Raw genomic sequence first — 24,841 nt, 5'->3', positions numbered from 1 at the left:
CCGAGCATCGAAGTAGGTCACACCATGTCGGGCCGGGCGTTAAAGTGCTGATCGTGGGTAGGGCGATGTTAGCCAACGGACGCGGCAAGTTGCTGGCCTTGGCGACCTCGATCGCGCTTTCGGCCGCGTTGTTCTACGCCCAGACCGCAGAGCCACCGAAGCAGAATGCCGCCGCACCGCCGGCCGAGAGTCAGGAAGCAGCGCCTGCCGGTGCGCCGCCGCGGGTACCCCTTCTCACCGAAGCCGAGTTGATGGCAGCCAGCGCTCCGGTCGCCAGCACGGCGACCCGGTTCGCGCTGCCCGCCGGCGTCGCGCCCGAAGATGGTCTGCAGATCAACACGATCCGGGTGGCCCGCGCCATCAGCGTGTTGTTCCCCGAGGTCACTACGATCGGCGGACACCGCCAGGACCCGCTGCCGTGGCATCCCAACGGCTTGGCGATCGACGTGATGATCCCGAACCACGGCAGCGAGGAGGGCATCGCGCTCGGCAACCAGATCGCCGGGTACGCGTTGGCGAATGCGAAGCGCTGGGGCGTGATCCACGTGATCTGGCGGCAGGGCTTCTACCCCGGCGTCGGCGCCCCGAGTTGGACGGCGGACTACGGCAACGAGACCGCCAACCACTTCGACCACATCCACATCGCCACCAACGGCGGCGGATACCCGACCGGCGACGAGCAGTACTTCATCTGACCTCGCGGCCGCGGAGCTAGGTCGCGTCGCTGTCGAACGGTGTCGCGGAAGTTTCCGGCTGGCCCGATGCGGCCTGCGGTACCTGGGGAGTCGGCCCATGTGGGCTGACCGGTTTGTCGTCGACGGCTCGATCGAACTTTCCGGTGAACAGGGAGTCGTCGCCGTCGAGGAGATGCTTGGTGAGCGCGGCGCGCGGGCTCATGCCCCGCAGTTTGTTGAGCTCGCCCAGCGGCTCACGCAGGTCCTCGAACTCCGGTCCGAGATCGTCGCGCAGTTGGCTGGTGGCGCCGCTGATGTAGTCGCGGGCCTGTCGCAGCGCGCCCGACGTCCAGCGGATCGCACCGGGCAGTCGCTCCGGCCCCAGGATCACCAGACCGGCGATCACCAGGATCAGCATCTCGCCCCAGCCGAGGTTGGCGAACATCGGCTAGGCGGTGTTGTCGGGACCCGGGTTGACGGTCAACGTCACCCGCCGACCGTCGCGCATCACCTCGATCGGCGCGTCCTGGCCGATCTTCAGCTGACGCACCGCGACGACGAATTCGTCGGCGTCGGCCACGGTGCGATCGCCGACCTTGACCACGACGTCGTTCTCCAGGATGCCCGCCTTCTCCGCGGGGCTGCCGGCTTTGACGTTGGCCACCTGCGCACCCGAAGCGATGTCGTTGCTGACCGAACGGGCGGTCAGGCCAAGCGTCGGGTGGGCGATCTTGCCGTCGCGGATCAGTGAGTCGACGACCGCCTTGACCTCGTTGACCGGGATAGCGAACCCGAGACCACTGGCGCTTTCCGAAAGCGATTTGCCTGCGGTGTTGATGCCGATCACGTTGCCGTTCATGTCGATCAGCGGGCCGCCGGAGTTGCCGTGGTTGATCGGCGCGTCGGTCTGCAGGCCGTCGATCACCGTGTCGGTGTCCGAGCCGTCGCCCGACAGCGGCACCGGGCGGTGCAAGGCGCTGATGATGCCCGCGGTGACGGTGCTACGCAGGCCCAGCGGGGCGCCCGCGGCGATCACCTCGTCGCCGACGCGCAGCTTGTCCGAGTCACCCATCTGCGCGACGGTCAGGTTGTCGACGTTGTCGACCTTCAGCACGGCGAGATCAGTCTTGGGGTCGCGCCCGACGAGGTTGGCGGGTACTTCCTTGCCGTCGTTGAAGACGATCTTCATCTTGTACTTGCTCGGGTTGTTTGCCGCCTCGGAAATCACGTGGTTGTTGGTCACGATGTAACCGCGGCCGTCGATGACGACGCCGGAGCCCTGCGAGCCTTCCTGATCGCTGGTCGCCTCCACGGTGACCACCGAATCGGCAACGGCTGCAGCGACTTTGGCGATCCGCCCTTCGGGTGGCGGACCGTCGTCGGAGGTGTTGAGCGTGACCTTCGACGTGGTGAACGCCTCGACCACCTCGGCGGTCTTGCGGCCGACCCAGCCGCCGGCGAAGCCGATCACCAGTGCGACGATGGCGAGCACGGCCAGCGCGACGTAGGACACCCGCCCGCCGAACAACACGTCGCGCACGCCCAGCTTGCCGGTCATCGCGTTCGCCGGAGCGCGCGGCGGCTCGTGCACCGCCGGAGCGCCCAAGGCCGCCGGAGCGGACGGATCGCGCCATGGATCGGCGGGCTCATCGGGTTCCTGCGCCTCACGTTCGGCATCGAGCGCGCCCGCGTCGGCGGGATGGCGCTGCAGTGAGTCACCGCCGGCATACGGCCTGCCGAACGCCTCGGCCAACACGGGGTCGGGCGGCTGGTCCGTCGGGGTGAACTCGCCTTGGTCGCGATACTTCTCCAGGCCCACGAACGAACCTCGAACCCCGTCGGGCCTGCCGAATGCGCGTTTCGCCGCCGGGTCGACGGGCGGACGGGAGACAGGACGCGGCTCCAGGCGCTCACGCCCGGTCTGGTCGAGATTGGTCACCCGTATATCACCCTCTGTGAAGGCGCCCGCAATCGCCGGCGCAGAACCCTGCTCGTCTTCGCATTTACCCTACCGGCGCTTACGCCGGGGACGCTCTGCACTGTCAGCAAACTGTGACCGCTGCGTCTCGACGGGCGGCTCCGGCGGAGCGTGGTGCGGGATCTCGGACAACAGGCCGAGCAGGGAGCTCGGCACGACGACGGGTCGCGAATCCCGCAACGCCTCGCGGGCCTGCCGCTGGGCGTCGACCTCGGCTGCGCACTGCGGGCACAGCGACAAGTGGTGGGCCGCACGCAGATGTGGAGTCAGTCGCAGTTCGCCGTCCACGAACGCGGCGATGGCCTCGGTGGACAAGTGCTCGGTGGAGCCGAACTGCCGCGGCCCGACCGGCGCATCACTCTGGGAGGCGAACTGAGTGGGCAACCATGAGAAGGCCCGACGGAACACGTGTCCCGGCTCGACCATCGCCCAGCTCCTCTCGCGTCGTGTCACGGTGCTCACTCGAATGTAGCGCGGCGCGGGTCCGGAACGCCGCGAACCTCAGGCCGTCTGGGCCGAGATTTCGCTGTGGTTGGCCAGATAGTCGCGAAGTGCCTGCCGACCGCGGTGGATACGGCTGCGCACCGTACCCAGCTTGACGTCGAGCGTGGCGCCGATCTCCTCGTAGGACAATCCCTCGATGTCGCACAGCACGACCGCGGCGCGGAACTCCGGCGGCAGTGAGTCCAGCGCGGCCTGCAGATTGGGGCCGAGCCGCGAGTCGTGATAGATCTGCTCGGGGTTCGGGTCGTCGGCGGGGACGCGGTCGTAGTCCTCGGGCAGCGCCTCCATGCGGATGCGGCCGCGCCTGCGAACCATGTCGAGGAACAGGTTCGTGGTGATGCGGTGCAGCCAGCCCTCGAACGTGCCGGGCTGATAGTTCTGCAACGACCGGAACACCCTGATGAACGTCTCCTGGGTCAGGTCCTCGGCGTCGTGCTGGTTGCCCGCCAGGCGGTAGGCCAGCCGGTACACCCGATCGGCGTGCTGGCGCACCAGTTCGTCCCACGACGGCATCGTCGCTTTGTCACCGGTGGCGTCGAACACCGCGGTGCCGGTCAGTTCGTCCGAGGGCTCGACCCACTCCCCGTCCGCGAATTGCTCGAGGTGGGCCATGGAAACCGGAGCCGTCGGGGCGCTTGAAATGGTCGTCAGATCCTCCTGGTCACAGCCGCCATCACGGCTGGGCGACTCGTCATTGGCGGCAACGTGGACACCCACATGGGTATTCCCCGGTTCCTGCCCTGAAAGCCAGCGTCCGCCGTTTTCCATGGGACATACCGTCGCCGACCGTTCCGTGCTTGGCATATGAGCAAACTGAACATTTCCTGAGAATGCTCCTCTACCCACTTTCGACCTGCACGAATCCCACGAATTCTGCTCGATCCGACGTTCGGCAACGGGCGTGTCGCGGTGCTGGCCGGTGCCGGTTGGCTACGCTGCGGGAATGGCCGGCACCGACGATGTCATCGGACCGCACAGCCGTGCCGACGCCATCGTCACTCATGCCGAGCAGTCCATCTCCGAGGACGCCATCGTCGCCGCCGCCCGCGAACGCGCCGTCGACATCGGGGCCGGCGCCGTGTCCCCCGCGGTGGGCGCGTTGCTCTGCGTGTTCGCCAAGCTGACCGCCGCCAAGGCCGTCGTCGAGGTCGGCACCGGCGCCGGGGTCAGCGGCCTCTGGCTGCTGTCGGGCATGCGCGAGGACGGCGTGCTGACCACGATCGACGTCGAACCCGAACACCAACGCATCGCCAAGCAGGCGTTCACCGAAGCCGGCATCGGGCCGGGACGAAGCCGGTTGATCAGCGGCCGTGCCCAGGAGGTGCTGACCCGCCTCGCCGACGAGTCCTATGACCTGGTGTTCGTCGACGCCGATCCGTTGGATCAGCCGCAGTTCGTCGCCGAAGGCGTCCGGTTGCTGCGCCCGGGCGGGGCGATCGTCCTGCACCGCGCGGCGCTGGGCGGGCGCGCGGGTGACGCCAGCGCCAACGACGCCGAGGTCACGGCGGTGCGCGAGGCTGCTCGGCTGATCGCCGAGGACGAGCGGCTCACCCCGGTGCTGGTGCCGCTGGGTGATGGCCTGCTCGCGGCCGCCCGCGACTGAGCACTCCTTCGCCGAGCAGACGTGAACTGCCCCTTTTCGGGTCACTTTTTGGACAATTTGCGGCTGCTCGCGCTCATCACCCTTGACCGGTGACTGAACGCGCGTTTAGCATACTGAACATGCGTTCAGCTTCGAACGACCGAACGGCCGCGGCGCGGATCCGCGACGCCGCGATCGAGCAGTGGGGCGAGCACGGGTTCAACGTCGGACTGCGGACGATCGCCGAGGCAGCTGGGGTGTCGGCGGCGCTGGTCATCCACCACTTCGGCTCCAAGGAACGCCTGCGCAAGGCGTGCGACGACCACATCGCCGAGCAGGTGCGCCAGGTCAAGACCGACTCAATGCGCAACGCCGACCCCGCGACGTGGCTCGGCCAGGTAGCCGAAATCGAGGAATTCGCGCCGATGATCGCCTACCTGATGCGCAGCATGCAGTCGGGTACCGAACTCGCGAAGGCGTTCTGGCAGCGCATGATCGACAACGCCGAGCAATACCTGGAGGAGGGTGTCCGCACGGGAGCCCTCAAGCCGAGCCACGACCCGAAGGCCAGGGCGAAATTCCTCGGCCTGGTCGGCGGCGGCGGCCTGCTGCTGTATCTGCAGATGCACGAAAATCCGAGCGATTTGCGTGCCGTGCTTCGCGATTACACCGAAGAAATGATGCTGCCCGCGCTCGAGCTTTACACCAATGGCCTGATGACCGACTCGAAGATGTACGACGCATTCCTCGAGCAGCGCGAAAAAGGTATCCCGTTCAGCACACCCCGAGAAGGAGACGGCGATGACGGCTCAACCAGCCAAGCCCCTGCAGCGGGTTGACGCCGGCGGCGGTCCGGCAGTCGAAATCCGTGGTCTGACAAAATCGTTCGGTCGGACCAAGGCGCTCGACGGATTGGATCTGACCGTCGCGCCAGGTCAGATCACCGGCTTTCTCGGACCGAACGGCGCGGGCAAGTCGACCACGATCCGCGTGCTGCTCGGCCTGCTGCGGGCAGACCGCGGCGCGGTGCGACTGCTCGGCGGCGATCCGTGGCACGACGCGGTGGAGTTGCATCGCCGCATCGCCTACGTCCCCGGCGATGTGACGTTGTGGCCCAACCTGACCGGCCTGCAGGCGATCGACTTCCTGGTCCACCTCCGCGGCAACGGTGTCGACACGACCCGCCGGGATCAGCTGATCGAGCGCTTCGAACTCGACCCGCACAAGAAGGCGCGCACCTACTCCAAGGGCAACCGGCAGAAGGTCGCCATCGTCGCCGCGTTCTCGACCAACGCCGAACTCTACATCCTCGACGAGCCGACATCCGGCCTGGACCCGTTGATGGAGAGAGCATTCCAGCAGTGTGTCGGTGAAGTCGCCGACCGCGGTGCCGCGGTGTTGCTGTCCAGCCACATCCTGGCCGAGGTCGAGAAGCTCTGCGACAGCGTCACTATCATCCGCGCCGGCCGCACCGTGCGCGCCGGCGCCCTCGACGAGCTGCGCCACCTGATGCGCACGACCGTGACATTACGCACCCGCCACGACGGCCAGCGGCTGCGCGGCGCGCCCTTCGTCCACGACTTCGCGGTCAGGGACGGCCATTACGTCTTCTCGGTCGACCGCAACGACCTCGACCACGCCATGGCCTTCGTCAGCGATCTCGGGATCATCGACCTAACGGTCACGCCGGCTTCGCTGGAGGACATGTTCCTGCGCGAGTATCAGGGGGTCGACCGATGACCGCCACGGTCGACGCACCGGCCACGACGCGGCACGGCACGGCTAGCGGCGCGTGGACCGGAACCGCCAAGCTGCTGCGACTCGCACTACACCGCGACCGGGTCCGGCTCGGTGTCTGGATAGCGATGCTGACGTCGCTGATGGTTTACGCGCCGGGTGCGATAAAGCTGGCCTACCCCGAAGAGGCGCAACGCCTTGCCCGGGTCGACCTGATGAAGACCCCCGCCGGGATCATGATGGGCGGGCCGATGTTCGGCAGCAACGAGACCGACCTCGGCGCGATGATGGCCAACGAGCTGATGCTGACATTGATCATCGCGACGTCGATCCTCGCCATTCTCACCGTCATTCGTCATACCCGCGCCGAGGAGGAAAGCGGCGCAGCGGAGTTGGTGTTGTCGTCGGTCGTCGGCCGCTATGCCCGCACCGCGGCCGCGCTGATCCTCGTCGGTGCGGTCAACGCCGTGCTGGCGGTGACGATGACTCTGGCGATGGCGGCCACCGGCTTTGGCCTCGTCGACACCGCGGCGATGTGCCTCGGTGTCACCGGGGTGGCCATGGTGTTCGGCGCGGTGGCCGCCGTCACCGCGCAGCTGTGGCGACAGGCGCGCACCGCGACCGGTGCGGCGATGGCGGCGCTGGCGGTCGCTGCGCTGGTGCGCGGCATCGGCGACGTCATCGACAACTCCGGCAGCGTGCTGAGTTGGTTCTCGCCGGTCGCGTGGGCACAGCAGATGCGCGCCTTCGTCGACCTGCGGTGGTGGCCGTTCGCCCTGCTGGTCGCATTGACCGTGGCCCTGATGGCGCTGACCGCCGTGCTGGAGAGCCGACGCCAGTACGACGACGGCACCCTGCCGTCCACCGGCGAGCACCCCGACGCCCGTCCGATCACGGGCGTGCTGGCCCTGCACATGACGCTGCAACGTGGCCAGACCGTCGGCTGGACGATCGGACTGTTCCTGGGCGGACTTGCATTCGGGTCGATGACGAAATCGCTGTTGGACGCGGCGGAGAACAACGAGATGATCCAGCGGGTCATCGCTCAGCAGGGCACCGACAGCGTCCACACCACCATGACGCAGTTCCTCGCGGCGGCGGCGAGCGCATACGTCGTCGGCGCGGTGCTGCGGGTGCACGCAGACGAGGACAAGGGGTTCGGCGAGGCGGTGTTGGCCGGCTCGGTGTCGCGGTGGCGCTGGCTGTCGACGGCGGTCGGCTCGGCGCTGCTGGGCTCGACCGTGCTGATGTTGGCCGCGGGTCTCGGCAACGGGCTGGGCGCGGGCATCACGGTCGGTGAACCGGCCACCGTGCTGCGGCTGACCCTGGCCGGGTTGGCCTTCGTGCCCGCCATGGCGGTGATGGCCGGGATCGCCGCGGTCGCCGTCGCGGTGCGGCGACCCTGGATCGGCTGGCTGGCGGTGGCTTTCGTCGTCACCTCGCTGTACCTGGGGGCGCTGTTGCGCTTGCCGCAATGGCTGATCGACCTCTCGCCGGTCGGGCGCACCACCGCGCCGATGGACTACCCGGTCACCGCGCTGGCCGTGATGGTCGTCGTCGCAGGGGCATTGACGTTGCTCGCGGGCGCGTTGTACCGCCGGCGCGACGTGGTCTGAGGACTAGGAGGAACCGTGAAGGTCGCTCTTCAACTACTGGCGTCGACGCTCGGGGCAATCCTGTTCATGGGTGCGGTGCTGTTCTTGCCCGCAGGCACGTTCGACTATTGGCAGGCATGGGTTTTCATCGCCGTTTTCCTCGTCGGCGCCATGGTGCCGACCGTGTACCTGGCGGTGAAGTATCCCGACGCCTTGCGGCGGCGCATGACATCAGGGCCCTGGGCGGAGACCCGAACGGCGCAAAAGCTGATCACGGTCGGCATCATCGTGTCGGTTGTCGCCCTCGGCGTCCTCAGTGCCCTTGACTACCGCTTCGGTTGGTCGACGGTGCCGACGGCGGTTGTCGTGATCGGCAACATACTGGTACTGGCCGGCCTGGGGTTGTCGGAGCTGGTGGTGATCCAGAACAACTATGCCGCAGCGACGATCACCGTCGAGGACGAGCAACCGGTCGTGTCCACGGGTCTGTACGGCGTTGTGCGGCACCCGATGTACGCCGGGGCGCTGATCATGACGTTGGGCATGCCACTTGCCCTGGCCTCGTACTGGGGCTTGCTCATGGTGATTCCGGGCATCCTCGTCTTCGCGGCCCGTATCACCGACGAGGAGAAGGCGTTGCGAGAGGAACTCGACGGGTACAGCGAGTACACCGAGAAAGTGCACTACCGCCTGGTGCCGGGGGTGTGGTGACGATGAAAACCGCTGCCCAGGCATTAGTTACGTCTCTTGCCGGCTTCGTCGTGTTCGGCCTTCTGGTGTTCGGGCCCGCGGGTACGTTCGACTACTGGCGCGGTTGGGCGTTCATTGCGGTGTTCGCCACGGCCACCCTGATACCGAGCGGCTATCTGGCGAAACGGAATCCGGCGGCGCTGCGTCGACGCATGCAAGCGGGCCCGCAAGCTGAGACACGACCGCTGCAGAAACTCATCATCGCCATCGCCTTCATCTCGATGGCCGCCATGATCGCGGTGAGCGCGCTGGACTTCCGCTTCGGTTGGTCGTCGGTGCCCGCCGTCGTTTCGGTGGTTGGACTTGTCCTCGTCGCAGGCGGACTCACCATCGCGATGCTGGTGACCATCCAAAATGGTTACGCCGCAGCCAATGTCACCGTCGAGTCGGGTCAACAGCTGTCGTCCACCGGTTGGTATGGGTTCGTCCGGCACCCGATGTACTTCGGCAATGTGGTCCTGATGACCGGCGTGCCGCTCGCTCTGGGCTCCTGGTGGGGTTTGGTGTTCGTGCCCGTCGGCCTCGCGATCCTCGTTCTTCGAATCGGCGACGAGGAGGCTCTACTCACACGCGACCTGGCCGGCTACCGCGAGTACACGCAAAAGGTGCGCTACCGATTGCTGCCCTACGTCTGGTGAAGTTTCGTGGTCCGCCCGGCGCAAGCGGAAGCACCGGCTCATAATGCCGCTGTGGAACTGCTGACCGGCCTGGGACTGGCCACCGCCGCGGGACTCAACGCCTACATCCCGCTGCTGGCGCTCGGCCTGCTGTCGCGGTTCACCGACCTGGTCACGCTGCCGGGTGGCTGGGCCTGGCTCGAGAACGGCTGGGTGATGACGATCGTCGCGGTGTTGCTGGCGATCGAGATCGTCGCCGACAAGATCCCCGCCCTCGACAGCGTCAACGACGCCATCCAGACCTTCGTGCGACCGACGGCCGGCGGCATCGTATTCGGATCCGGCACCGCCGCACAGACCTCTGCGGTCGCCGATCCCGGCGCGTTCGCGCAGTCCGGGCAGTGGATACCGGTGGCCATCGGGGTGGTCGTGGCCCTGGCCGTGTCGCTGACGAAATCCGCGGTGCGACCCGCCGCCAACGTCGCCACCGCGGGTGTCGCGGCGCCGGTGCTCAGCACCGTCGAGGACGGCGTGAGCGTCGGCCTGGTCTTTCTGGCGATCGTGCTGCCGGTGCTGGTGCTGGTGGCCGTGGCGCTGCTGGTGTGGGCGGCGGTCCGACTGGTGCGCCGGCGACGCCGCGCCCGTCGCGCCGCGCTTGGGCCCACAGCGCGGCCAGGGGATTAGATCCAGACGCCCTTGCCGACCGCGACCACTCCCCCGGCGCTGATCGCGAACCGTTCGCGATCCTTGTCCAGATCCACCCCGACCATTTCGCCCGGGCCGACGACGACGTTCTTGTCGAGGATCGCGTGGCGCACCACCGCGCCACGGCCGATCCGGGCGCCGGGCATGATCACGCTGCCTTCGACGATCGCTCCGTCATCGACGACGACGTTTGACGACAACACCGAATTACGCACGGACGCCGCCGAAACGATGCTGCCCGCGCCCACCACCGACTCCTGCGCGGAGCCGCCGTTGACGAACTTCGCCGGCGCGAGCATCTCCGACTCGCCACGGATGGGCCAGCGCTTGTTGTAGAGGTTGAACACCGGGTGCACCGACACCAGGTCCATGTGTGCGTCGTAGAACGCGTCAAGGGTTCCGACGTCGCGCCAGTAGCCGTGATCGCGTTCCGTCGCGCCGGGCACCTCGTTGTTGCTGAAGTCGTACACCGCCGCCATCCCATCGGCGACCAGTCGCGGGATGATGTCGCCGCCCATGTCGTGGTCCGAGTGGTCGTCGTCGGCGTCGGCGCGGATCGCGTCGATGAGCACCTTGGTGGTGAAGATGTAGTTGCCCATCGACACGAACGTCTGCTCGGGATCGTCGGGCGTGCCCGGCGGGTCGGCGGGCTTCTCGATGAACCCGCGGATCCGCCCGGACTCGTCGGAGTCGATGCAGCCGAACGCGGTGGCCTCCGCGCGAGGCACCCGGATGCCCGCGACCGTCGCACCCGCACCGCTCTCGATGTGGAACTGGACCATCTGCTCGGGGTCCATGCGGTAGACGTGGTCGGCGCCGAACACCACGATGTAGTCCGGGTCCTCGTCGTAGATGAGGTTGAGCGACTGATAGATCGCATCGGCGGAGCCGGTGTACCACCGCGGGCCGAGCCGCTGCTGAGCGGGCACGGGCGTGATGTATTCGCCGGCGAGGCCCGAAAGCCGCCAATTCTGCGAGATGTGCCGGTCGAGCGAATGCGACTTGTATTGCGTCAGCACGCAGATGCGCAGATATCGCGCGTTGACCAGATTCGACAGCACGAAATCGATGAGCCGGTAGGCGCCGCCGAAGGGAACAGCGGGCTTGGCCCGATCCGCGGTCAACGGGTAGAGCCGCTTGCCCTCACCGCCGGCCAGGACGATGCCCAGCACGTGTGGCAATTCCCTCATCCCTCAAACCTATCGGCCGGGTCTGTCCGGGGCCAGGCATTGGTGCGCTGAGTCAGTCACTCGCGGGCTCGACACAAGCCTGCGGTGGCCCGCCGCCGTAACTATCGTCTACACCCATGCGGGTGGCGATGATGACCCGGGAGTATCCACCCGAGGTTTACGGCGGTGCGGGGGTGCACGTCACCGAGTTGGTCGCTCAGCTGCGCCACCTGTGCGAGGTGGACGTGCACTGCATGGGCGCACCGCGGCCCGACGCGATTGTTGCGCAACCCGACCCGGCTCTGCTGGGCGCCAACGCCGCGCTGACCATGCTTTCGGCGGACCTGAACATGGTCAACGCCGCGGCCCGGGCGCATGTCGTGCATTCACACACCTGGTACACCGGGCTGGCCGGTCATCTCGCCGGCTTGCTCTACGGCATCCCGCACGTGCTGACCGCCCATTCGCTGGAGCCGATGCGGCCGTGGAAGGCCGAACAGCTGGGCGGCGGCTATCGGGTGTCGTCGTGGGTGGAGAAGACGGCGGTGGAGGCCGCCGACGCGGTGATCGCGGTCAGCTCCGGCATGCGCGACGACGTGTTGCGCACCTATCCCGCACTGGATCCGAACCGGGTCCATGTGGTGCGTAACGGAATCGACACCGAGGTCTGGTATCCCGCGAAGCCGGAACCGGGCGAGTCGGTGCTGGCCGAACTCGGGGTCGACCCCACGCGCCCGATCGCGGCATTCGTCGGGCGGATCACCCGGCAGAAGGGCGTCGCGCATCTGATCGCTGCGGCACACGATTTCGCGCCCGACATCCAGCTGGTGTTGTGCGCGGGAGCGCCCGACACCCCCGAGATCGCCGCCGAGGTGACCGCGGCGGTTGCGCAGCTCTCGCGGGCCCGCGCCGGGGTGTACTGGGTGCGCGAGATGCTTCCGATCGTCAAGATTCGCGAAATATTAACCGCAGCAACGGTTTTCATATGTCCTTCGGTCTATGAGCCGTTGGGCATCGTGAACCTGGAGGCGATGGCGTGCGCGACCGCGGTGGTGGCCTCCGATGTCGGAGGCATTCCGGAGGTGGTGGCCGACGGGACCACCGGGCGGCTGGTGCACTATGACCCGCAGGACCCGACGGGCTATGAGAGCCGGTTGGCCGCGACCGTCAACGAGCTGGTGGCCGACCCGCAGAAGGCGCGGCAGTACGGCCGGGCCGGGCGGCAGCGTTGCATCGACGAGTTCTCCTGGGCGCACATCGCCGAGCAGACGCTGGAGATCTACCGCAAGGTGGCCGACAGCGAACTCACTAGCTTGTGACGTTCTTCAGCTCGTCCCCCAGCGCGGCGGCTTCGTCGGGAGTGAGCTCGACAACCAGTCGCCCGCCGCCTTCCAGTGGTACCCGCATCACGATGCCGCGCCCCTCCTTGGTTGCTTCCAGTGGACCGTCGCCGGTCCGGGGCTTCATCGCCGCCATCGAGTGCTCCCTCCACATGAGCCGGCCCGCTTGCGGGCTCGGTCGGGGCCGAGTCTGCCCACCCGTTTGACAGCTCCCGGCACTGAACTGCTACTGAACGCCCCTATTGTTCCCTATCGGCGGTGTTCGGTGTGCAAAGACCCGGCTATGGCCGTGTTCGGAGACGGCGGTGACGTCGCCGGCACCCAGCAGTCCGCAGTGTGGTCGTCGACCATTCCGGTGGCCTGCATCAAGGCGTAGGCGGTCGTCGGCCCGACGAAGCGGAAGCCGCGACGCTTCAGTTCCTTGGCCATCGCTGTCGACTCCGGGGTGACCGCCGGAACGTCGGCGAAGCCGGCGGGGCGCGCCCGGGGCGGCGGCGCGAACGACCACAACAACCCGGCGAGGTCGACCCCGGCATCGGCGAGGGCGGCTGCGGCCCGCGCGTTCGCGATGGTGGCCTCGATCTTTGCGCGGTTGCGCACGATCCCGGCGTCGGCCATCAACCGCGCGATGTCGCGGTCGGTGTAGCGGGCGATGCGCTCGACGTCGAAGCCGTGAAAGGCGCGCCGAAAGTTCTCCCGCTTGCGCAGGATCACCAGCCACGACAGCCCGCTCTGGAACGCTTCGAGGCTGACCCGTTCGAACAGGGCGGCCGAGTCGCGCAGCGGTCGCCCCCACTCGGTGTCGTGGTAGTCGCGATAGAGCACGAAATCGGCTAACGCGAGCCGTGATTCGTCGATCCAGGCGCACCGGGTGCGACCGTCGGGTGCGGCGACCAGCTCCGTCGTGGCGGTCACGATTCCGTCCCTTCCTCCGACGGCAGTGCGTGCGCGCCCCCCTCGACGGGCTCGTCGTCATCGATGCCGTGGGTCGCCCGCAGCGTGGCGAGCTGGCCGCGAAGCTGGTCGAGCTCCTGACCCAACCGGTCGAGCACCCAGTCCACCTCGCTGGTCTTGTAGCCGCGCAGCGTCTGGGTGAACTTGACCGCGTCGACGTCGGCACCCGTCACACCCGAGGCGGGCAGCACCGTGGCGGTGGTGTCGCGCGGCAGGGGCGGCAGCGGTTCACCGCGGCCGAACAGCACGCTGCCCACGGCAAACAACACCACAGCGATGAGGACCAGCACGACCAGATACAGCAGAACCAGCGTCACGCTGTCGATACTGCCTCAGGCGTGCGACAAAAGCGGCCGACTACCCGCGCGGGCGCAGCGTCGCCATCGGCGGGCGGTCGGCGAGCGACACCGGGGAGGTCCGCGGCGTGTAGTCGTCGCCGTCGGCGAAGAACTGCGTCAGCCCAACACCGGAGTCGGGCACGCCGCAGCGCGACAGCAGCGTCGCGATGACCTGTCTGCTCATGGTGGCCAGCTCGGTCAGCGGCCGGTTGCGGTGCGTCCGCACGCCGAGGTTGACCTGCGCGATTCCATCCAGCCCGAGACGGTCGTAGGCGTCGATGAGCAGGCCGATCTCCACGCCGTAGCCGGGCGCGAACGGTACGGACGTCAACAGCTCACGGGTGCCGGCGTACTCACCGCCCAGCGGTTGCAGGACGCAGCTGAGCTCGGGCCGCAGCGAGGCGAGCAGCGGCCGGGCCACCAACTCCGTGACGCGCCCGCCACCGTTGGCGTCCTGGCTGCCGCTGACCTTCAGCGGCCTGCGGTAGAAGCCCTTGACCAGGTGCACCCCGTCGGCGGTGAGCAGGGGGCCGACCAGCTTGGGCACGAACATCGGGTCGGGGTCGATCAGGTCGGAGTCGACGAACACCACGATGTCGCCGGTGGTCGCGGCCAGTGAACGCCACAGCACCTCCCCCTTTCCGGGCTGCGGGGCCAACTCGGGCAGCGCGAGTTCCCGGCTGACCACTCGCGCCCCGGCGGCCAGCGCACGGATCTCGGTGTCGTCGGTCGAGCCCGAATCGAGCACGATCAGCTCGTCGACCAGCCCACCCGTCAGCGGCGCGATGCTTTCGACGACGCTGCCGACGGTCTCTTCCTCGTTCAACGCCGGCAACACCACCGAGATGGTGCGGCCCTTCTTGGCGGCTTCGAGTTCGGCGATGGTCCACGCCGGCCGGTTCCAGCTACGGTCGGCCAGCCACTGCCCGGTGCGGACCGCGGTGCCGGGCAGTTCCGGAGTGAGTGTCATGCCAGTCCCCTCACCGTGCGTGTCGGCGGCCGTCCGCCCTGGATCGACGCGACCATCTCCAGTACGCGCCGAGTCGGTGCGACCTCGTGCACCCGGAACATCGCGGCTCCGTCTGCAGCCGCCAGGGCGGTGGCTGCAAGGGTGCCCTCCAGGCGTTCGGTCAAACCCACCCCCAGAGTCTCCCCGACAAAATCCTTGTTGCTCAGCGCCATCAGGACCGGCCATCCAGTTTTTACAAGCTCTTTTACATGGCGCAACAAAATAAGACCGTGGTAAGTGTTCTTGCCGAAATCATGGGTCGGATCGATCAGCACCGCGTCGCGCGCCACCCCGGCGGCCACCGCCCGTTCGGCCGCCGCGGTCACCTCGGTGATCACGGCGTCGACGACGCCGCGTTCGGAGATCCCGTAGTCGACCCGGAAAGGCCTCGTCCGCGGTTGGGCGCCTCCGGTGTGCGAGCACACCAGCCCGGCGCCGAATTCCGCGGCGACCTCGGGTAACGCCGGGTCGTGGCCGGCCCACGTGTCGTTGATCAGGTCCGCACCGGCCGCACAGGCTCGTTTGGCGACCGCCGAGCGCCAAGTGTCGACGCTGATCAGCTGGTCGGGATAGGTGCCGCGCAGCCATTCGATGAACGGGACGACGCGGGCGACCTCTTCGTCCGCATCGACGAGCCCGCCCGGTCCCGCCTTGACCCCGCCGACGTCGACGACGTCGGCGCCCTCGGCGATCACCCGGTGCGCGGCGGCCTTGGCGGCCTCGTCGGTGAAGGCGGCGCCGCGGTCGTAGAACGAGTCCGGCGTCCGGTTCACGATCGCCATGATCAGCGCCCGGTCGCCCGCGACGGGTCGCCCGAGGAATCGGCCCGAGGACGTGCTCACGTTTCCAGGCTACGGCCGTGCGATTTGTGGAGTTTTCGCGGCGCTCATCGCCGCTGCGGCTCCACAAATCGCTAGTTCTTGGGCTTCTTTCCGTCGGCGACCTCTTTGGGGTACGCGTCGTAGAACTCGACGTAGCCCTCGTCGCGGCCGGACAGCACGTAGATCGGGTCCTCGATCTCCTCGACGTTGTAGCCCTCCTTGCGGAGGTCGACCTTCTGGCTCTTGAACGTCGACGTGTGCGCCAGCTCCTTGACCACCCGGACGAACAACGGCACCGCGTACCCGGGCAGCTTGTCGTAGGCGGCCTTGGCCAGCGCCTTGCCGTCGAACTCCTGGCCCTCCTTGAGCTGGATCGCCGCCATGCCCGCCCGACCGCCGGTGCCTTCCACCTCGACGCCGAACACCGTGCACTCCTCGACCTGCGGGTCGGCCGAGATCGCCGACTCCACCTCGGTGGTGGCCACGTTCTCGCCCTTCCACCGGAAGGTGTCGCCGAGCCGGTCGGTGAACGACGCATGCCCGAACCCCTGTGAGCGCATCAGGTCGCCGGTGTTGAACCAGACGTCGCCGTCACGAAAGGCGTTGCGCACCAACTTCTTTTCCGACTCCTTCTTGTCGGTGTAGCCGTCGAACGGCTGGAAGTTGCTCACCTTGGACAGCAGCAACCCCGCCTCACCGTTGCGCACCTTCTTGACGCGGCCCTTGTCGTCGCGCCGCGGATCGCCGGTCTCCGGGTCGTACTCCACGAACGCCACGGGCGTCGGGCAGATGCCGGTCGACTTCGGGACGTTGAACACGTTGACGAACGCGGTGTTGCCCTCGCTGGCGCCGTAGAACTCGCACACCCGCTCGATGCCGAACCGCTCGGTGAACTCGTCCCAGATCGCCGGGCGAAGCCCGTTGCCGCAGATCACCCGGACCTTGTGCGCGCGATCGGTGTTCTTTTCCGGCTGGCTGAGCAGATAGGAGCAGATCTCGCCGATGTAGACGAACGCGGTGGCGTCGTAGCGGATGACCTCGTCCCAGAACTTCGACGCCGAGAACGACTTGCCCAATGCCAGCGTGGCGCCCGAGTTCAGCACCGACGACAGCGCGACCGTCAGCGCGTTGTTGTGGTACAGCGGCAGGCAGCAGTACAAGGTGTCCTTGCTGGTGAGCCTCATGCCGAGGCCGCCGAACCCGGCCAGTGCGCGCAGCCAGCGGTAGTGGGTCATCACGCTGGCCTTGGGCATGCCGGTGGTGCCCGACGTGAAGATGTAGAAGGCCTTGTCCTTGGCCAACACCGCCGCGGTGGTGGGCGGGTTGCCGGTGGGCGCGGTGGCGGCCAGGCGCTTCAGCTCGTCGACGGTGATCAGGCCGGAGGTGTCCGCGCCGGAGTCGGTGATCGGTTCGACGAAATCGGTGTCGGCGACCACGGCTTTCGCGTCCAGCAACCCGAGACTGTGCTGGAGCACGTCACCGCGCTGGTGGTAGTTGAGCATGCCGGCGATCGCCCCGCACTTGACCGCGGCCAGCATCAACAACACGGATTCGGGTGAGTTGCGCAGCATGATGCCGACGACGTCGCCGTGCCCGACGCCGCGGGCGGCCAGCACCGCGGCATAGCGGTTGGCGGTCTCGTTGGCCTCGCGGTAGGTGATCTGCTCGTCGCCGAACTTCAGGAAGACCTTGTCGGCGTAACGGGCGGCGCGCTCCTGGAACACCCTGCCGATCGACGTCTTGGCCGACGGCCGCGCGCCGAAGCCGGTGACCACGCCCCGCAGGATGGTCGGCACGTCCGCGATCAGACCCGGCATCCTGGCGGCGATGTCCAGCAACCCGACGCTGCTGCGGGTCCCCGACTTCTCGGTCATGTGCGTCCGTCCCTCCGCTCTTCGTTTGTCGCACACCCTAGTGACCCAGGTCATGCCGCGGCGCGCACGCCACCATGGCCGACTCGACGTCGGTCACGACGACCAGCCGGTCCAGCGCCGCTTGGGCGACGTAGCCGCTGTCGAGCAACCCGTGCAACCAGGCCAGCAAGCCGTCGTAATGCCCGATCGGATCGAGCAGCACGACGGGTTTGTCATGCATACCCAGATAGCCCGCTGTCCAGGCTTCGAAGAACTCCTCGAGGGTGCCGATGCCCCCGGGCAGCGCGATGAACGCGTCCGCTCGTCCTTCCATGACCTGCTTGCGCTCACGCATCGTGTCCGTGACGACGAGTTCGTCGGCGTCCACGTCGGCGACCTCCCGATGCACCAGCGCTTTGGGGATCACACCGACGGTGTGCCCCCCGCGGGCTCTGGCCGCGACGGCGAGCGCCCCCATCGCCGAGACGTTTCCGCCGCCGGAGACCAGGGCCCAGCCCCGCTCGGCGATCGCCCCGCCCACCTCCTCGGCCAGCGCGAGGAGTTCGGGGTGCGCCGGCCCCGACGCACAGTAGACGCATACCGCCCATTGACGGTCAGGTTCGCCGGACACGAGCACAACCTAACTGCACGACGATCAAGCGGCCCCGGCAGCATTGAGCGGTGCGGCGGTTGATTTAGCCATAGACTCCGGCGGTGCCGATTGAGTGGGTCACCTCGCCGCCCGGACCGGCACTCGACTCGATCGACGCCGGGCTGCGCAAGCGATCCGGTGCGGTGCTGATCGGGCCTGCCGGCGTAGGCAAGACGACGCTGGCGCGCGCGGCCGTGGACCGGTTCGGGGCCAGGTATCCGCGGGTCGACTGGGTGACCGCGACCAGGCCGATGGCCGCAGTGCCGTTCGCGGCGGTCAGCCACCTCATCGAGATCCCCGAAACCGGCAAGACCGCCGACGTGTTGCGGTGTGCGCGTGAATCTCTCGGTGACGGCCGGCTGCTGGTGCTCGACGACGCCCATCTGCTCGACCCGCTCTCGGCGGCGCTGGTGTATCAGCTGGCGGTTGGTGCGGCCGCCACGTTGATCGTGACGGTGGCGCCGAACGGCGTGATGGCCGAAGGGGTCTCGGCGTTGTGGGAGGACGGGCTCGTCGAGCGCATCGAGCTCGAGCCGCCAGGTCACGACGACAGCCGGCTGGCCGCTCGGGTCCAGCAGTTCGTCGCGGCCCTGCCCACCGCCGCACACCGCGTGCTGGAGTACCTCGCGGTCGACGACCCGCTGGCCCTCGGCGAACTCGAAGCCTTGGCCGGGCGCGACGCCGTCGAGGGCGCATCGGCTTGTGGCGCAGTGGCCGTCGACGGCGGCTGGGTGCGTCCAGCGCATCCGCTGTTCGCCGACGCGGTGCGCGAGGCGTTGGGTGGCCCGGAGCTGCGGCGGTTGCGCGGTGAGCTCGTCGACCGGCTCGCGGCGCGGCCCGGCGACACCGCGGTCGACCGGCTACGCCGCGCGGTGCTGGCGCTCGACAGCGACAGCCCGCAGGAGCCCGCCGAGGTGGCCGCGGCGGCCGCAGAGGCGCTGCGGCTCGGCGATCTGACGCTCAGCGAACGGCTCGCCCGCGCCGCACTGCATCGCGCACCGGTTCTGTCGACCCGGCTGACGCTGGGCTATTCGCTGGCCTGGCAGGGCCGGGGCCGTGACGCCGACGCGGTGCTCGCGGAGGTGGACAGCGCCGCGCTCTCGGAGCACGAGTTGATGGCATGGGCGCTGCCACGCGCGGCGAACCAGTTCTGGATGCTGTCCGAGCCGGAACGGGCGACGGCGTTCCTGCGCGCGACGCGCAACCGGGTGTCGTCGCCGATGGCCCGTACCACGCTGGACGCGTTGTCGGCGACGTTCGCGATGAACGCGGGAAGCGTGTCGCGGGCCGTGGAACTCGCCGATGAGGTGCTGCGGTCGCCGGCGGCCGACGACACCGCGGTCGGTTGGGCCGCGGCTGCCGCGGCGTTGAGTTCGGCGCGGACGGGCCGCTTCGCCGAGGTCGACGCATTGGCCGACCGTGCGATCGCCGCCGGGCACCCAGGTCTGCTGCGGTTCACCAGCGGGTTCGGCCAGACGACGGCATTGGTGATGGCCGGGCAGCTCGACCGGGCGCAGGAGCTCGCCCAGCGGCTCACCGACTTCGCGCAGCTGCAGCAACCCGGCCGGGCGATCGGCGAGGTGTTGGTCGCCGACGTGCTGATCGCCAAGGGCGAACTCGACGAGGCGGTGCGGCTGCTGCGTCGCGCGGTCTCCGCCCTGTCGCCGACCGGCTATTCGTGGGGTCCGTTGGCCTGGATGCTGCTGGCCCAGGCGCTCGGCCAGCTCGGCGCCGGAGTCGAGGCGGGAAAAGCGTTGGCGCGCGCCGAATCTCGACACGGCCTCAAGTCGATGCTGTTCGCTCCGGAGCTGGCCGTGGCGCGGGCGTGGACGATGTCGGCGCGACGCGACCGGCACGGCGCCGTCGACGCCGCCCGCGAGGCGGTGCGCAACGCGGAACGGGGCGGGCAGACGGCCGTCGCGTTGCGCACCCTGCTCGACGCGGTGCGGCTGGGCGACATGCGCGCCGTCGACGCGATCGGGCGCATCAGCGCCGAATGTGATTGCGCGACCGGGCGGTTGGCGCTGGCACACGGCCGGGCGCTCGCCGCGCGTGATGCGGCTGCGCTGGTCGAGGTGTCGCAGAGTTACGCGGCGGCCGGGTGGCACGGTGCCTCGGCCGACGCGGCCGCGCAGAGCGCTGAGTACCGCTGAATTGGCGTCGGAGACGGTTCGGTCGCGGGCCTAGACTTTGACTTCGACGGAGGTGCAGATGAGCCAGTTGAACGTGCAGACCGACGCGGTGCGGTCCTACGCCCAGATCCACGACCGGGTCGCGACGGACCTGTCACAAGTGATCGACGCCGATGCCAGTGAAGCGGCCGGCGTGCAGGCCAGTCACGGCACGATCGCAGCCGCAGTGGGCGCCGCGCTCACGAGTGCACTCGGCACCCGACGCGACACCGTGCAGGCCACCGCCCGCTCGGGTGAGACGCTCTCCGAGCTTCTGCGCGAGGCCGCTCGGATGTACGACGACGGCGACCAGGCGGGCGCCGACAAGTTGCGCGCCGCCGCCGATGCCCTCGACTCACAACAGGGCGCACCCGGCGGTACCAGCGGCCCCGTGGGCGCGGTCGGCCCGGCGGCAGCCACCGGAAGTCCGGCGGGCGGCGATCAGATGGCCGGTCAGCTGGCCGGCCAGATCGGCCAGCAGGTAGGTCAGGCGGTCGGCGGACTGACGGCGTCGCTGGCCGGCCTCGCGCAAGGGCTGGTGCAGGTTCCGCAGCAGGTCATGCAGGCCGTGCAAGGCGCCGCCGGGTCGACCGCCGACGACAAGGCACGCCGTGAGGCGTATGACGAGGCCGACCGCACGCAGGACGCCGGCGGCGCTGAGGAGTCCCCGACGCGGGATCGGGCACAGCACACCGAGCGCGCGGTCGAGGGCCAGCCGGTCGACCGGGCGGATGCGGGTGCAGCGGCGAGTGGTCGGACGCCGGATGTACCGGCCGAGCCACAGCGGCCACAGCCGGCGCAGACGCGCCCGCAGGGCGACTGGCTCTGACGCCGCTAGAGGTTGCGAGCGATCGCGTCGTCGCCGCGTCCGGGCTCCGGCCCGGTCACCGGCGCCGGGCCCGCTGCGATGCCTTCGGGCCCGGACGCGCCGGCCCATGGCCGGTCGTCGGCGTGTTGCAGCGGTTGGCGCTCGTCACGTTCGTCGCGCTCACCCGGTTCGGGTTCCCTTGCGCCGCCAGGTGATTCGTCGCGCGCTTGCTGCGCGGCCGCGCCGGCCGGACCGGCTGCCGTGCCGCCCGAGCCCGCGCCGGCGGCTCCCTGACCGCCTGCGGTCTGGCCCGCCGCTTGCGCGCCCTGCATGGCCTGCTGCATCAGCGAACCGAAGATCCCGGTCTGGCCGCCGAGCGCCTGCGCTGGCGCCCCCGCCATCTGTCCCATCTGACCGGCCTGCTGGCCGACCTGGCCGAGCATTCCCACGAGCTGGCCGACCGACTGCGAACCGGCGTCTTCGGCGTTCTGATACGCGACCTGCGCGGCGCCCACCTTGCCGGAGAACGTGTTCTCCTTCGCCGACAGCGCTGCGACGTTTGCCGTCAGTTCGGCGGACAGCGTCGGCAACACGGCCGAGATGGTGGCGCTCATCGCATCCTGCCCGGCGGGAACCATCGGGATCTCCGGCAGTTCGACCGCCGCGGCGTTCCAGTTGATGCCCTCGGGCTTTCTCAGCGTGCTCATTCGCACTCCTCGTCACCAGTCGTCATCGTCGTCTTCGTCGAGGTCATGCTCGAGCGGGGCGGGTACGGACAGGCCCGCCACGGTGCCCCCGCTGTCACCGCGCTGACCCATCATCGGGGCCATCCCGCCCATCCCGCCGCCCGCGGCCATCGGCGCGGCACCGGCGACCACAGCGGAGCCGGCCATCGCGCCTTCCGCGGCGGGGGCCGTGCTGACGGGCTTGCTGCCGACCAGATTCGCCATCTGCGGGGTCTGCAGAGGCGCGCCGCCGGAGCCCGGAAGCGACGCCGCCCGCACCATGCCCGAACCGCCGCCCGCACCCGATCCGCCGGCCAGCGGATGGTTGGAGAACGACGAGAACGGCAGCCCGGCGGCGCCCAGCGCGTCGGCCTTGCCGCCCTGGCCGAACATCGACGTCAGTTGCTGCAGCGGCTGCGAGAGCTGCTGGAGCTGCTGGCCCATCTGCTGGGGCAGCTGCATCAGCGACTGGCCGATCTGCATGGGCAGCTGCGCGGCCATCGACCCCATCTGGCTCATCATCTGCATCGCCTGCTGCGAGCCGTCGCCGGCCTGTTTCGCGGCTTCCTCGCCGCTGTCCTGGGCTTCCTTGCTGCCCGGCACGGGCGGGGCGCCGAAGAACGGGATGCTCGGCGGTACGCCGAGGGTGCCGGCGAGTTCGGTGGTGTTGGTCGTCACGTTGGCGATGTTCTGGGACAACCCCATCTTGATGCGGCTCTGCACCAGCTCCTGGGTGTTGCTGAACGGCATCGCCGCGATGGCCTCACACTCGTGCTGGACTTCCTGCGCGATGGTGTTTGCCAGCATCTTCGTCTTGACGACGGTGGCCTCCATCGCGCGCAGCTTGGCCGCGATCCCGGCCGCGTGCGCCGCGTTGGCCTCGTGGCCGCCGATGATGGTGGTGGCCTCCCCTGCCGCGGCCATCGACGCGACGCCCTCCCACGAGTCGGACAGCCGCATCAGCTGGCTCTGCTGTTGCGGCACCACGTTTCCGCTGATCTTGGCGGCCAGCGCCTCATACGACGCCGCGGCCGCGGCCAACATCTCCTCGTCGACGTTCGGCCAGCCGGGACCGGTCACGGTCTGCGAGCCGTACGGACTGGAATCCGGGGCGATTCCCATGACGCGACCCCCTTTCGTGACACGCTTCGGGCGTCAAATTTACCGTGCCCTCGATACCCCACAGCACGCTGATTCGACAGGGTCCATGCCCGCGCTCAGGGCGCGTCAGACCTCCTCGAGACGGCCGTCGGACAGCCGCAGCCGGCGTCGCACCCCGATGTCGGCGAGGAACCGCTCGTCGTGGCTGACGACGATGAACGCGCCCCGGTAAGCGTTCAACGCCGACCGGAGTTGCCCGACGCTGACCAGGTCGAGGTTGTTGGTCGGTTCATCGAGCAGCAGCAGTTGCGGCGCCGGTTCGGCATAGAGCACGCAGGCCAGCGTCGCGCGCAGTCGCTCGCCGCCGGACAGCGCACTCACCGGCAGGTGGATCCGATCACCCTGGAACAGGAACTGCGCGAGCAGGTGCATCCGACGGGTGTGCGAGAGGCTCGGCGCATACGCGGCCAGACTCTCGGCGACCGTGCGGCGCGGGTCGAGCAGGTCTAGCCGCTGTGACAGGTATGCCAGCCGGCCGTCGGCGCGCTGCACCGTGCCCTCGTCGGGTTTCAGATCACCACTGAGGATGCGCAGCAGCGTCGACTTGCCCGTCCCGTTGCGCCCGGTCAGCGCGATGCGTTCGGGACCGCGGACCGCCACGTCGACGTCCGCGAGCAGCACCCGCCCACCGGCGCGGGCACGTAGCTTGTTGACGCTGAGCACAACACGCCCCGCCGGCACGTCGGTGTCGGGCAGATCGAGGACGAGCGCGTCGTCGTGACGCACCGCGCGCTCGGCCTCCTCGAGCCGGGCCCTGGCATCGCCGACCCGGGCGGCGTTGACCGCGTCGATGCGGCCGGCCGACTCCTGTGCCCGGCGCTTCCTCGCTCCCGCAACGATTTTCGGCAGACCCGCGTCCTTGACCTTGCGTGCGGCGGTTCCGGCTCGCCGGGCCGCCCGCTCCCGGGCCTGCTGCAGTTCCCGCGTCTCGCGTTTGAGGTGTTGTTCGGCGCTGCGCACGTTGCTCTCGGCGACGCGTTGCTGTTCGCTCACCGACTCGGTGTACATCGTGAAATTTCCACCGTAGAAAGTGATTTCAGCCCGATGTAGTTCGGCGATGCGGTCCATCCGGTCGAGCAATATCCGGTCATGGCTGACCAACAGCAGGCAGCCGGTGAAGGCGTCGAGCGCGTCGTAGAGCCGTTCTCGCGCGTCGACGTCGAGGTTGTTCGTCGGCTCATCGAGCAGCAACACATCAGGTCGCCTGAGCAGCTGGCCGGCGAGCCCGATGGCGACGGCCTCGCCACCGGACAACGTGCCCAGCCGGCGGTCGAGCGCGACATGGTCGAGCCCGAGCCGGTCCAGCTGCGCCCGCGCGCGTTCCTCGACATCCCAGTCGTCGCCTATCGCGGTGAACAGGTCGGCGTCGGTCTGCCCGTCTGCCAGCGCGTTCAACGCCTCGACGACGGCGGCGATGTCGAGTACCTCTGCGACGGTCCGCCGCCCGTCGTACGGCAGCGACTGGGGCAGGTAGCCGAGGGTGCCGTCGACCGTGACGGCACCGGCCGTAGGGGTGAGCTCACCGGCGATGAGCTTGAGCAGCGCGCTCTTGCCCGCGCCGTTCGGGGCAACCAGACCGGTGCGGCCCTCGCCGACGGTGAAGGACAGCTCGTCGAACAGCGGCGTGTCGTCGGGCCACGCGAAAGACAAGTTGGAACAGACGATGGAAGGCATGTGAGAGATCTCTTCGTTGAGCGC

The 24,841-nt window shown here is 68.7% G+C and carries 26 protein-coding genes; 11 read left to right on the top strand and 15 right to left on the bottom strand.

Annotated features, from left to right (window positions below):
• Positions 1–65 precede the first annotated feature (65 nt).
• The gene (locus tag AU188_RS04400) at positions 66–695 is read left to right on the top strand and encodes a VldE C-terminal domain-containing protein (RefSeq protein WP_172799397.1); all 630 of its coding nucleotides are present in this window, start codon (positions 66–68) and stop codon (positions 693–695) included.
• Positions 696–711: 16 nt separating this feature from the next.
• Here the strand turns inward: AU188_RS04400 and tatB are convergent, their stop codons facing one another.
• The 4 genes from tatB to sigE all read right to left on the bottom strand — a co-directional run bounded on the left by tatB (position 712) and on the right by sigE (position 3,924).
• The gene (gene tatB, locus AU188_RS04395) at positions 712–1,119 is read right to left on the bottom strand and encodes a Sec-independent protein translocase protein TatB (protein WP_059162515.1); all 408 of its coding nucleotides are present in this window, start codon (positions 1,117–1,119) and stop codon (positions 712–714) included.
• A 3-nt stretch (positions 1,120–1,122) separates the two neighbouring features.
• Positions 1,123–2,613, bottom strand: coding sequence for a serine protease HtrA (gene htrA / locus AU188_RS04390; protein ID WP_059162514.1), 1,491 nt, complete (start codon positions 2,611–2,613; stop codon positions 1,123–1,125).
• 69 nt (positions 2,614–2,682) lie between these two features.
• Entirely contained in the window at positions 2,683–3,078 is a 396-nt protein-coding gene (gene rseA / locus AU188_RS04385) for an anti-sigma E factor RseA (protein WP_059162513.1), read from the bottom strand.
• Positions 3,079–3,153: 75 nt separating this feature from the next.
• On the bottom strand, positions 3,154–3,924 hold the full coding sequence (sigE, locus tag AU188_RS04380) for an RNA polymerase sigma factor SigE (RefSeq protein WP_059162512.1): 771 nt from the start codon (positions 3,922–3,924) through the stop codon (positions 3,154–3,156).
• Between the two features lie 175 nt (positions 3,925–4,099).
• Here sigE and AU188_RS04375 point away from each other — a divergent pair, with 175 nt between their 5' ends.
• The 7 genes from AU188_RS04375 to AU188_RS04345 all read left to right on the top strand — a co-directional run bounded on the left by AU188_RS04375 (position 4,100) and on the right by AU188_RS04345 (position 10,121).
• A complete protein-coding gene (locus AU188_RS04375; RefSeq protein ID WP_059162511.1) occupies positions 4,100–4,759 on the top strand; it encodes an O-methyltransferase in 660 nt (219 codons plus the stop codon).
• A gap of 119 nt (positions 4,760–4,878) precedes the next feature.
• Positions 4,879–5,577 (top strand): TetR/AcrR family transcriptional regulator, encoded by a 699-nt coding sequence (locus tag AU188_RS04370; protein WP_059162510.1) that lies wholly within the window; start codon positions 4,879–4,881, stop codon positions 5,575–5,577.
• Positions 5,540–6,478: an ABC transporter ATP-binding protein gene (locus tag AU188_RS04365; RefSeq protein WP_059162509.1), complete on the top strand. Its 939-nt coding sequence runs from the start codon at positions 5,540–5,542 to the stop codon at positions 6,476–6,478. The genes AU188_RS04370 and AU188_RS04365 overlap by 38 nt, the downstream gene beginning before the upstream one ends.
• Entirely contained in the window at positions 6,475–8,091 is a 1,617-nt protein-coding gene (locus AU188_RS04360) for an ABC transporter permease (protein WP_059162508.1), read from the top strand. The genes AU188_RS04365 and AU188_RS04360 overlap by 4 nt, the downstream gene beginning before the upstream one ends.
• 15 nt (positions 8,092–8,106) lie before the next feature.
• Positions 8,107–8,781 (top strand): methyltransferase family protein, encoded by a 675-nt coding sequence (locus tag AU188_RS04355; RefSeq protein ID WP_059162507.1) that lies wholly within the window; start codon positions 8,107–8,109, stop codon positions 8,779–8,781.
• Positions 8,782–8,783: 2 nt separating this feature from the next.
• Positions 8,784–9,458 carry a methyltransferase family protein gene (locus tag AU188_RS04350; protein WP_059162631.1) on the top strand — a complete coding sequence of 225 codons (675 nt, stop codon included), beginning with the start codon at positions 8,784–8,786 and terminating at the stop codon, positions 9,456–9,458.
• 51 nt (positions 9,459–9,509) lie between these two features.
• Positions 9,510–10,121: a DUF4126 domain-containing protein gene (locus tag AU188_RS04345; protein WP_059162506.1), complete on the top strand. Its 612-nt coding sequence runs from the start codon at positions 9,510–9,512 to the stop codon at positions 10,119–10,121.
• On the opposite strand, the gene glgC is transcribed toward AU188_RS04345, so the two are convergent.
• Positions 10,118–11,332, bottom strand: coding sequence for a glucose-1-phosphate adenylyltransferase (gene glgC, locus AU188_RS04340; RefSeq protein ID WP_059097869.1), 1,215 nt, complete (start codon positions 11,330–11,332; stop codon positions 10,118–10,120). The two genes, AU188_RS04345 and glgC, sit on opposite strands and share 4 nt — an antisense overlap.
• 116 nt (positions 11,333–11,448) lie before the next feature.
• On the opposite strand from glgC, the gene glgA reads away from it, so the two are divergent.
• Positions 11,449–12,630 (top strand): glycogen synthase, encoded by a 1,182-nt coding sequence (glgA, locus tag AU188_RS04335; protein WP_059162505.1) that lies wholly within the window; start codon positions 11,449–11,451, stop codon positions 12,628–12,630.
• Here the strand turns inward: glgA and AU188_RS24825 are convergent.
• The 7 genes from AU188_RS24825 to log all read right to left on the bottom strand — a co-directional run bounded on the left by AU188_RS24825 (position 12,620) and on the right by log (position 18,257).
• Positions 12,620–12,787 carry a DUF3117 domain-containing protein gene (locus tag AU188_RS24825; protein ID WP_005059648.1) on the bottom strand — a complete coding sequence of 56 codons (168 nt, stop codon included), beginning with the start codon at positions 12,785–12,787 and terminating at the stop codon, positions 12,620–12,622. The two genes, glgA and AU188_RS24825, sit on opposite strands and share 11 nt — an antisense overlap.
• Positions 12,788–12,900: 113 nt before the next feature.
• The gene (locus tag AU188_RS04330) at positions 12,901–13,548 is read right to left on the bottom strand and encodes a DNA-3-methyladenine glycosylase I (RefSeq protein WP_059162630.1); all 648 of its coding nucleotides are present in this window, start codon (positions 13,546–13,548) and stop codon (positions 12,901–12,903) included.
• A gap of 14 nt (positions 13,549–13,562) precedes the next feature.
• Positions 13,563–13,922 (bottom strand): DivIVA domain-containing protein, encoded by a 360-nt coding sequence (locus tag AU188_RS04325; protein WP_059162504.1) that lies wholly within the window; start codon positions 13,920–13,922, stop codon positions 13,563–13,565.
• A gap of 40 nt (positions 13,923–13,962) precedes the next feature.
• Positions 13,963–14,913 carry a glucosyl-3-phosphoglycerate synthase gene (locus AU188_RS04320; protein WP_059162503.1) on the bottom strand — a complete coding sequence of 317 codons (951 nt, stop codon included), beginning with the start codon at positions 14,911–14,913 and terminating at the stop codon, positions 13,963–13,965.
• On the bottom strand, positions 14,910–15,734 hold the full coding sequence (folP, locus tag AU188_RS04315; protein ID WP_059162629.1) for a dihydropteroate synthase: 825 nt from the start codon (positions 15,732–15,734) through the stop codon (positions 14,910–14,912). The genes AU188_RS04320 and folP overlap by 4 nt, the downstream gene beginning before the upstream one ends.
• Before the next feature lie 131 nt (positions 15,735–15,865).
• Entirely contained in the window at positions 15,866–17,647 is a 1,782-nt protein-coding gene (fadD6, locus tag AU188_RS04310) for a long-chain-acyl-CoA synthetase FadD6 (RefSeq protein ID WP_059162502.1), read from the bottom strand.
• Between the two features lie 37 nt (positions 17,648–17,684).
• Positions 17,685–18,257, bottom strand: coding sequence for a cytokinin riboside 5'-monophosphate phosphoribohydrolase (log, locus tag AU188_RS04305; protein WP_059162628.1), 573 nt, complete (start codon positions 18,255–18,257; stop codon positions 17,685–17,687).
• Between the two features lie 83 nt (positions 18,258–18,340).
• Here log and AU188_RS04300 point away from each other — a divergent pair, with 83 nt between their 5' ends.
• On the top strand, positions 18,341–20,431 hold the full coding sequence (locus AU188_RS04300; protein ID WP_059162501.1) for an AAA family ATPase: 2,091 nt from the start codon (positions 18,341–18,343) through the stop codon (positions 20,429–20,431).
• Positions 20,432–20,489: 58 nt separating this feature from the next.
• On the top strand, positions 20,490–21,278 hold the full coding sequence (locus AU188_RS04295) for an ESX-1 secretion-associated protein (protein WP_059162500.1): 789 nt from the start codon (positions 20,490–20,492) through the stop codon (positions 21,276–21,278).
• A gap of 5 nt (positions 21,279–21,283) precedes the next feature.
• Here AU188_RS04295 and AU188_RS04290 read toward each other — a convergent pair whose 3' ends face one another.
• The 3 genes from AU188_RS04290 to AU188_RS04280 form a co-directional block, all read right to left on the bottom strand.
• Complete coding sequence (locus AU188_RS04290; protein ID WP_059162499.1) at positions 21,284–21,964, bottom strand: hypothetical protein; 681 nt, start codon at positions 21,962–21,964, stop codon at positions 21,284–21,286.
• Positions 21,965–21,976: 12 nt separating this feature from the next.
• On the bottom strand, positions 21,977–23,104 hold the full coding sequence (locus tag AU188_RS04285) for a hypothetical protein (RefSeq protein ID WP_059162498.1): 1,128 nt from the start codon (positions 23,102–23,104) through the stop codon (positions 21,977–21,979).
• A gap of 105 nt (positions 23,105–23,209) precedes the next feature.
• Complete coding sequence (locus AU188_RS04280) at positions 23,210–24,817, bottom strand: ABC-F family ATP-binding cassette domain-containing protein (RefSeq protein ID WP_059162497.1); 1,608 nt, start codon at positions 24,815–24,817, stop codon at positions 23,210–23,212.
• Between the last annotated feature and the right edge of the window lie 24 nt (positions 24,818–24,841).

Source organism: Mycobacterium sp. IS-3022 (assembly GCF_001500065.1).
GTDB lineage: Bacteria > Actinomycetota > Actinomycetes > Mycobacteriales > Mycobacteriaceae > Mycobacterium.
The sequence above is the reverse complement of the archived record's forward strand: the minus strand, read 5'-3'. Positions and strand labels throughout refer to the sequence as shown.